Origin of the sequence: Methylobacterium sp. J-090 (assembly GCF_022829345.1) — a bacterium.
Classification (GTDB): domain Bacteria; phylum Pseudomonadota; class Alphaproteobacteria; order Rhizobiales; family Beijerinckiaceae; genus Methylobacterium.
The window spans coordinates 42,697-50,215 of sequence record NZ_JAKSXV010000115.1 but is presented as its reverse complement, the minus strand read 5'-3'; the positions used below and the strand labels follow the sequence as shown (position 1 = coordinate 50,215).

Here is a 7,519-nt window from a genome sequence, read left to right as displayed (position 1 = left end):
ACGGCAAAACACCCTGGCGCGGGGTGGAGCAGCCCGGTAGCTCGTCAGGCTCATAACCTGAAGGTCACAGGTTCAAATCCTGTCCCCGCAACCAAAAAACCAACACCAGAAAGCCCCCGACCCGAAACGGTCGGGGGCTTTTCGATGTTCTGAGGTCCTCGAACGAAGGCGACAGGTGGGCCCTGCCCCTTGTGCGCAGACCGAAATTCGACATGCTGGCGCCCAGAGGAGCCCTGCCCACGCGCATGGAGGAGGCCCCATGGAGGTCGACGCGGACAAGACGACGATGCGGTCCTGGCACTCCTTCATCTGACGCTCGATCGCGACGGACGGGCCTGGAAAGGCTTCGATTGGGAGACCATGAACCGCTTGCACGCCAAGGGGATGATCGACGACCCCGTCGGCAAGGCCAAATCGGTCGGCCTCACCGAGAAAGGCGTTCGACGGTCGAAAGACCTCTTCGCCGGCATGTTCGCGAAGTCCGATAATCCGACGCCTTGAAACCCACGAAAAAGCCCGCCGAGTCCGAGACTGGCGGGCTGAATTCGTTGGCTGGGGGACGAGGATTCGAACCTCGACTAGAGGAGTCAGAGTCCCCCCTGCCCCATTGAAATTACTGCGCTTTTTCTCCGACCATGGAGGAAAGCGACTATGCAACATCAAAGGGTTAGCAAGAGAAATCCGACTGGCAAAGGCCTCTCGGCAAGCGCTGGAAATAGCAACGCCGTCGCGGGGGTGAAGGCCCGCAACGGCGCTAAGAGAGGCTCCGACCAAAGAACCAGCGCACATGGTACTGGCCAGCGCCCTCCCCTGGCAACCCGGCTCGTGGCGCTGATCGACCGGGACGGTACGGTTACCGCCCTGTTTCGACGCCCTGACGAGGTGCGTGCCTACCTGCAGGGAGGTCACGCATGATCGAGGTCCCGTCGCGCGTCGACGCTGCTCTCTATTTCACCGAGCGCGGCGGGAGAGTCTTCCCGCTCCACGGCATGTGTGCCGACGACGGCGGGCGCCTCGTATGCACCTGCGGCAAGGCCGATTGCCGCGACGCCGGCAAGCACCCGATGGCGAAGCTGGCTCCGCGCGGGCTGACCAACGCCACGAACCACGAGCACATCATCCGGCACTGGTTCACTGTCGCGCCCTTCGCCAACATCGGGCTCGCCACCGGGCGAGTGGTGGTTCTCGACGTCGATCCACGGCATGGCGGTGACGAGAGCCTGCAGGCGCTCGAAGCCGAGCATGGTCCCCTCCCCCATACCTGCCGTGCACTCACCGGAGGCGGCGGCGAGCACATCCTCTTCCGGCCCCCTGATGGCCTTGAGATCCGTAACAGCGCGGGCGATCACGGCGGTCTGGCACCCGGGCTCGATATCCGTGGAACCGGCGGGTACATCGTCGCCCCACCGAGCCTGCACGCCTCCGGCCGCTCCTACGAGTGGTCGGTGGACCACCACCCCGACGAGGCACCGACGGCCGAGATGCCGCCCTGGATGGTGCAGGCTTTGGTCCACCCCGGTGGTGATGCTCAGCGGGCTCGAAACCCATCGGAGTGGCGCCAACTCGTCGCCCAGGGCGTCGCCGATGGTGGCCGCAACGTCGGTGTGTCTCGCTTGGCTGGGCATCTGCTGCGCCGCTACGTCGACCCCGGCGTGGCGCACGAACTGGTGCAGGCCTGGAACCTCGCTCGCTGCCTCCCGCCCCTGAGCCCCGAGGAGGTGACGAAGACCGTCGGCTCCATCGCCCGCAAGGAACTTCGGCGTAGGGAGGCTCAGCATGGCAGCCGGAGCTGAGGACATCCGCCGCCTGTTCGAGTTCGAGCAGCGTGGCTCGTCGAAGCCGGGTAGCAATGGTGACCTCCTCACCGAGGACCATGCTGCGCAGACCTTCGCTGAACGCCATGCCGGCGAGCTACTGTTCTGCCACGACACCGGCAAATGGCACGAGTGGACCGGTGCGGCTTGGGTGCCGAACCGGCGGGGCAAGGCGTTCCATTGGGCCCGTGAGCTCGCTCGAGAACTCTGCGCCGACGAGGATCCAAAGACCCGCTTCATCGCCTCGAAAACGAGCTTCGCTGGCGGGGTGGAGCGGTTCTGCCGCTCCGATCCCGTCTTCGCGACGACGATCGACACATGGGACCGGGACCCGTGGCTGCTGGGCACCCCAGGCGGGACGGTGGACCTGCACACCGGCGAGCTGCGCGTTGCGGATCGGAACGATCGCATCACGAAGCTGACCGCGGTCACCCCGGCCGAGGCCCCGGACTGCCAGACCTGGTTTCAGTTTCTGCACGACGTCACCCAGGGGGATGCCGGCTACATCCGGTTCATCCAGCAGTGGGCCGGGTACTGCCTCACCGGTGACACCAGCGAGCAGGCCCTGTGCTTCGCCTTCGGAGGCGGCGGCAACGGCAAGGGCGTTCTGATCCACGTCCTGGCCGGGATCCTGAAGGATTACGCCCTCAACGCCGCCATGGAGACCTTCACGGCGGCCAAGCACGACCGCCACCCCACCGAGATCGCGGCGTTGCGCGGTGCCCGCCTGGTCACGGCCTCAGAGACCGAGCAGGGGCGCCAGTGGGCCGAGAGCCGCATCAAGCAGCTCACCGGCGGCGACGTCATGCGCGCCCGCTACATGCGCCAGGACGAGTTCGAGTTCATGCCGGTGCTCAAGCTCCTCATTATCGGCAACAACAAGCCGGGGCTGTCGAGCGTTGACGACGCCGCCCGGCGCCGGTTCAACCTGCTGCCCTTCCTGTTCAAGCCCGCGAAGCCGGATCCCGAGCTCGAGAAAAAGCTGAAGGCCGAATGGCCGGCGATCCTGCGCTGGATGATCGAGGGCTGCCTGGATTGGCAGATCAACCGCCTCGTGCGCCCCGACGTCGTAAAGGACGCCACAGACGAGTATTTCACCGCGCAGGACACGTTCAGCCAGTGGCTGGAGGAGCGGTGCATCGTCGATAAGGCCAATCCCTACCGGAAGGCCACGACCTCTGAGCTGTTCGTCTCGTGGGCCGAATACGCGCGAGCTAACTACGAGCCAACCGGGACACAAACCAGCTTCGGCGAACGCCTGGAGAAGCTCGGGCTCAAGAAGAACAAGAACGTCCCCACGGGGGCCGGAGGCCGCGCCCGTGGGTACGAGGGCATTGAGGTCCGGCCACGTCCATCTCATGAGGCAGCGTGATGAGGCGGCTTGAGGCTAGTCACCCGTACTGCACGCACACGCGCGGGCGTGCGAATGGCAAGGTAACCGGACGGGAGGCCTCACCCCGCCTCACCTCTGTCGCGGCGGTAGCAACCCACTGCCTCGTCCCCTTCAACCGGCGCGAGGGACTGACCACGGCAGAGGCCGCGGAGCAGGCGAACCGCACCGAGCGCACCATCCGGATGTGGTGTCGAGATCACGACATTGGCCGGCGGATCGCGGGTGGCCCCTGGCTGGTGTCACGTGTCGCGCTCGCGATGTTCCTGAACGACGACGCCCCGTCCCTGCGGTCCTACCTGGCGGGCGATCGGCACAGCCCCGAGGTCGCGGCGTACTTCGCCTCGGAAGGCCTGGGCGAGCTCGTCGCCGGCTGAGGCATGCACGTCGCGGAAATCGTGACGTATCCCGGCACCGCTCTCATCGGGCACGTTCTGCACACCCTGAACGGCAGCCCCGAGGATCGCACCATGAAGACCGCCGACCGCTCCATGACCTACCCGGAGTTCGTCCGGTTCCGGACGGAACACGGCATCTCCGGCGCCATCGTCCAAGCTGCACGGCAGAGCCGCATCACCACCAGCGAATTCCTGCGGCAAGCCGTGCGGGCGAAGCTGGCGGCCGACGGCATCGCCCTCCCCGCCCTCGACGAGCTGGCCCCGCGGCAGGCGGCCTGACCCCATGGTCACCCCCTGGCATGCCAGACCCGACCGCGGGTCCTCCGGCGTCCGTGCACCTACTGCGGGCAGAGTTGCTCCCGGTTTTTCCCTCTCTGCAACTTCGATTTTTAGATCGAACGCCCTGAACGAACGGTGCTGAATATGGATCTCGCGACCTCCTACCGACAGCTCTCGAAGGCGACCGGCTACAGCCTCTCGACCCTTCATGGGATGCGGGCAAAAGGGCAGATTCCAGAGCGTGGACCGGACGGCTGGCGGATCGCCGACGTGCTCGCGGCGATGGAAAGGAACACCGATCCAGGCCGCCGTTCGGAGCGCCGTTCGGCACCGAACGTTCGGCCGAACACCGAACGCCCCAAGTCCGACCCGATGCCGGAGCCGGCGGACTACCGCGCTCGCACCGATCTGCCCGACGATTTCGCGCGCGGCGTTCTCTATGCGACCCACGCCCTGGCCTACTCGATGCCGACCCATCTTGCGTCGACGATGATGGAGCAGGGCGCCGACGCCGAGCGTGCCCTTGCGGTGTACCGCGAGAGCCGGGCGGACGCCTCCCTGGTGGTCGCCGACCCGCTGGCGGCCGTCGGGCTGGTGGCCGAGGACGCCGACGACTGCGGCCCCTACGCGCCCACGCTGTTCTGCGGCTTCGACCCGAGCACCTTTTTTGGGGCTGCTCGATGACCCGGCTTCCCCCCTCCTCGGAGCAAAATGGCACGGGTCGGGATCGCGCCGCCGCCATCCTCGCCGAGCGGGTCAGCACCGCCGCCCTGCCGGCCCGCAATCTGGCCGCCGCCCTGTCCCGCCACCGCATCCCCACCGGCCGCGAGATCCTCGCCACCGTCGAAGGGCAGCGGCGCGCCTACCTCGCCCACCTGGGCCTCATTCCTCAGAAGGATCCACGCCCGTGAAATCGACCCTGCCGAAGCTCGCCAAGGATCTGGCCTCCCTCGTCGGTATCGCCCGCAAGGAGACCGACCCGGAGAAGATCGAGTCCGCCCTGCTCGACGCCCGCGGCCAGAACGAGGTCGCCGTCGCCGATCGCGATGCCGCCGAGGCCGCTTACCGCGATGGCCTGCTCGACGCGTCACCGGCGGAGTCGGAGCGGCAGCTTGGGACGATGCTCGCCGCCAAGGTGAAGGTCGACCGTGCCGAGGCGTTGGTCGCCGCCCTGACGCAGCGCCTGGCCCAAGCCCGCGAAGACCACGAACGCGCCGCCCGCAAGGCGATCCACGACGATGCCGTCGCGAAGTGCGAAGCGATTCGCGCTCGGCTGCCGGAGGAATACCGGGTGCACGCCCTGGCACTGCGGAGCTTGCTGCGCGACCTCGCCGAGGCAGAGGTGGCCCGTGAGCTTGCCAAGCCGCTGGAAGCCGAGTTCGGCCGCATCGAGAGCGTCGAGGACAGCCTTCGCGGATTTGCCGGCATCCCCGAAGAGATCATCGAGCAGACCGAAGCCAAACTGTGGACGATCGACGGCCGTAACCAGCCTCTGCCGGATGACCAACAGGGGCGCGTGCAGCGTCACTTGGACGGCCAGGGCCAGCTTCTCGGAATCCACGGGGGCTCAGGATTCACCTGCTTCCGTTACCGCTACACGCGCACGCGTTTCCGGGAAGCGGTCGGTTCTCCACGCGACACCGGCTCCCTTCTGAACCGGGTCAGCCTGCCCGCCTTCCACGCCTACGGCGACGACTACGTCACGGCCGAGAGTTTCCGCGGCCCCAGCACCACCCTGGCCCATCTCACCAAGGAGCTGACAGAGCGTCCCAACCATGAGCGTCCGATCCGGGAGCGCCTGGAAATGGTGATGGAGGAGCGCGAGGACGGCGCCCGCTTCGCGACTCCGCTCCGGAGCGTGGCATGATGCTCTCGGATTTCGAGCAAGCCGTTCTGGCGGACGAGATGATGGACCGGCGAGCTCAGCACGAAGCTCGCCGGAAAACGGTGCTCGGCGCGCCGGAGGCGCAGGGGCGCGATCTGGTCGCCTTCGCCCTGCTGATCCGCTTCGACCTCTCTGCCGAGGATGCTGTCCTCTACCTCCGCGAGGCGCCGACCCTGCTCACGGTCGCCGAGGTGTCCGCATGGGTCGAGGCCATCCCCCGTCCCCCCGTCGTGGAGACCCTGCAATGAGCACGCCCCACCACCAGGCCCATGCGCGCGGCGCGGACGACGGCGACCGGACAAGCGCCGTCGAGGCCTCCCGCGCCAGCATGCGGCGGGAACTCGCCCGTGCCGGTCTTTCCCCCGACGCTGGGCGTACTGCTCAGGCTACCCCCACTGCCATCGGCGCGAAGGCTTCCGATGCTCAGGCCAACATGCGCCGCCAACTGGCGCGCGCCGGCCGCGCCCCCGCCTGATCCTGACACGGAAGGAGCCTCGTCATGAGCACCGAAACCACCCGAGACGCCGCCTCGCTCACGGACCTACGTCGCGATCGTACTGCCGCATCCAACCGCATGACCGAGTTGGTGGGCGTCCAAGCGCGCGGCCGCTCCCTGACCGACGACGAGCAGCGCGACTTCGACGCCGCTTCGCGCGAGTTCACATCACTCGACGGGCGCATTGCCTCCGCCGAAGCTGTTCCTCTGCCCCCTCAGAAACCCGCCGGTGGAATCGCCGGGGTAGGGGCATCGAAGCCCGTCGATCTGGTCGCCGACATGAAGCGACGCCACGGCGTCAAGGCCTGAGCCATGGCCCACCTCACCGCGGCCCTACGCGTGTCCCTGTCGGCCCATCCGCCGGCCGGCGCCCTCCTCGACCTCGCTGACCGGCTGCGCCGGCTCAGCCCGTCGGCGCGCGATCCCGAGCGCTTCCACGTCGAGAAATCCGAGATCGAGGGCGAGCTGCGCCGGCTCGCCCTGCCGTCCGCCCGCACGAAAGGAATCCACCCATGAGCAGCACCGCGTCCACCTCCGCCGTCACCATCGTCGGCGGCCCGCCCGTCACCAGCCCCCGCGTGCCGTGGACCTGGATCTATCAGCATGAGGGCCGGACCTATGACGGCGTGCGTGTAAAGCGCCTCACGGTCGCTGAGGTCCGTGCCCTGATGGCAGCTCAGCGTGCGGCCGAGGCGAGCGACCCGGACGCCTCGCTGCCGCTGCCGATCTACGTCGACGACGAGGGCGCACCGATCCCGCAGGCGGTCATGAACGGGCTGATGGACGACGATCTTGCGGCGACGGAGCGTGTCGCCGCCGATTTTTTTCCCGCCCGGTTCCGGACGACCCCCGCCGATTCTTCCTCGGCCAGTGGCGACGCTACCGAGCCGACATCCAGCGAGTGACCCCTTGGGGGATGGCCGACCTCGACGTGATGGAGTGGTCGGACTTCTGCGCCGAGTGGATCGAAGCCGACGACGCGGCCCGGCCGCCCGCGTGAGGACGTAGCATGATGACGCGCACCGCCCACCTCGTTGCCCGCCTGACAGATCAGGTATCAGGTCCCGCTGCGAAGATGGCGGCAGGCCTAAAGCAGGCCGCGGCCCAGGCCGAAGCCCTGACCCGCCTGTCGGGCAAGGGCGGCACGGGCAAGTTCGCCAGCGACCTGCGCAACCTCGGCGCCAGCGTCTCGCAGATCGACGCGGTGACGGCGGCGATGAAGCGGTACGCCCAGCAGATCGGGGCGAGCGGGAATCG

General features: G+C 67.7%; 12 protein-coding genes, 1 tRNA gene and 1 pseudogene. All 14 read left to right on the top strand.

Features of this window, described 5'->3' with window-relative positions:
• Window positions 1-17 precede the first annotated feature (17 nt).
• Window positions 18-94: transfer RNA gene (locus tag MKK49_RS24105), tRNA-Met, on the top strand.
• Between the two features lie 165 nt (window positions 95-259).
• A pseudogene (locus MKK49_RS24100) lies at window positions 260-501 on the top strand (DUF6429 family protein).
• Between the two features lie 410 nt (window positions 502-911).
• Window positions 912-1,793, top strand: coding sequence for a bifunctional DNA primase/polymerase (locus MKK49_RS24095; protein ID WP_244032723.1), 882 nt, complete (start codon window positions 912-914; stop codon window positions 1,791-1,793).
• Window positions 1,777-3,186, top strand: a complete 1,410-nt coding sequence (locus tag MKK49_RS24090) for a phage/plasmid primase, P4 family (protein ID WP_244032721.1) — start codon at window positions 1,777-1,779, stop codon at window positions 3,184-3,186. Before MKK49_RS24095 ends, MKK49_RS24090 begins: the two co-directional genes overlap by 17 nt.
• Window positions 3,186-3,581: a helix-turn-helix domain-containing protein gene (locus MKK49_RS24085; protein ID WP_244032719.1), complete on the top strand. Its 396-nt coding sequence runs from the start codon at window positions 3,186-3,188 to the stop codon at window positions 3,579-3,581. Before MKK49_RS24090 ends, MKK49_RS24085 begins: the two co-directional genes overlap by 1 nt.
• A 3-nt stretch (window positions 3,582-3,584) precedes the next feature.
• Window positions 3,585-3,881: a hypothetical protein gene (locus tag MKK49_RS24080; RefSeq protein ID WP_244032715.1), complete on the top strand. Its 297-nt coding sequence runs from the start codon at window positions 3,585-3,587 to the stop codon at window positions 3,879-3,881.
• Window positions 3,882-4,025: 144 nt separating this feature from the next.
• Window positions 4,026-4,565, top strand: a complete 540-nt coding sequence (locus MKK49_RS24075) for a hypothetical protein (protein WP_244032713.1) — start codon at window positions 4,026-4,028, stop codon at window positions 4,563-4,565.
• On the top strand, window positions 4,562-4,792 hold the full coding sequence (locus MKK49_RS24070) for a hypothetical protein (protein ID WP_244032710.1): 231 nt from the start codon (window positions 4,562-4,564) through the stop codon (window positions 4,790-4,792). Before MKK49_RS24075 ends, MKK49_RS24070 begins: the two co-directional genes overlap by 4 nt.
• Window positions 4,789-5,748: a hypothetical protein gene (locus MKK49_RS24065; RefSeq protein WP_244032701.1), complete on the top strand. Its 960-nt coding sequence runs from the start codon at window positions 4,789-4,791 to the stop codon at window positions 5,746-5,748. The genes MKK49_RS24070 and MKK49_RS24065 overlap by 4 nt, the downstream gene beginning before the upstream one ends.
• Window positions 5,745-6,014: a hypothetical protein gene (locus MKK49_RS24060; protein WP_244032699.1), complete on the top strand. Its 270-nt coding sequence runs from the start codon at window positions 5,745-5,747 to the stop codon at window positions 6,012-6,014. Before MKK49_RS24065 ends, MKK49_RS24060 begins: the two co-directional genes overlap by 4 nt.
• Window positions 6,011-6,241, top strand: coding sequence for a hypothetical protein (locus tag MKK49_RS24055; protein ID WP_244032698.1), 231 nt, complete (start codon window positions 6,011-6,013; stop codon window positions 6,239-6,241). The genes MKK49_RS24060 and MKK49_RS24055 overlap by 4 nt, the downstream gene beginning before the upstream one ends.
• Window positions 6,242-6,265: 24 nt before the next feature.
• Entirely contained in the window at window positions 6,266-6,571 is a 306-nt protein-coding gene (locus tag MKK49_RS24050; protein WP_244032696.1) for a hypothetical protein, read from the top strand.
• Window positions 6,572-6,574: 3 nt separating this feature from the next.
• A complete protein-coding gene (locus tag MKK49_RS24045; protein ID WP_244032694.1) occupies window positions 6,575-6,778 on the top strand; it encodes a hypothetical protein in 204 nt (67 codons plus the stop codon).
• Window positions 6,775-7,167: a hypothetical protein gene (locus MKK49_RS24040; RefSeq protein ID WP_244032692.1), complete on the top strand. Its 393-nt coding sequence runs from the start codon at window positions 6,775-6,777 to the stop codon at window positions 7,165-7,167. The genes MKK49_RS24045 and MKK49_RS24040 overlap by 4 nt, the downstream gene beginning before the upstream one ends.
• Window positions 7,168-7,519: the final 352 nt, after the last annotated feature.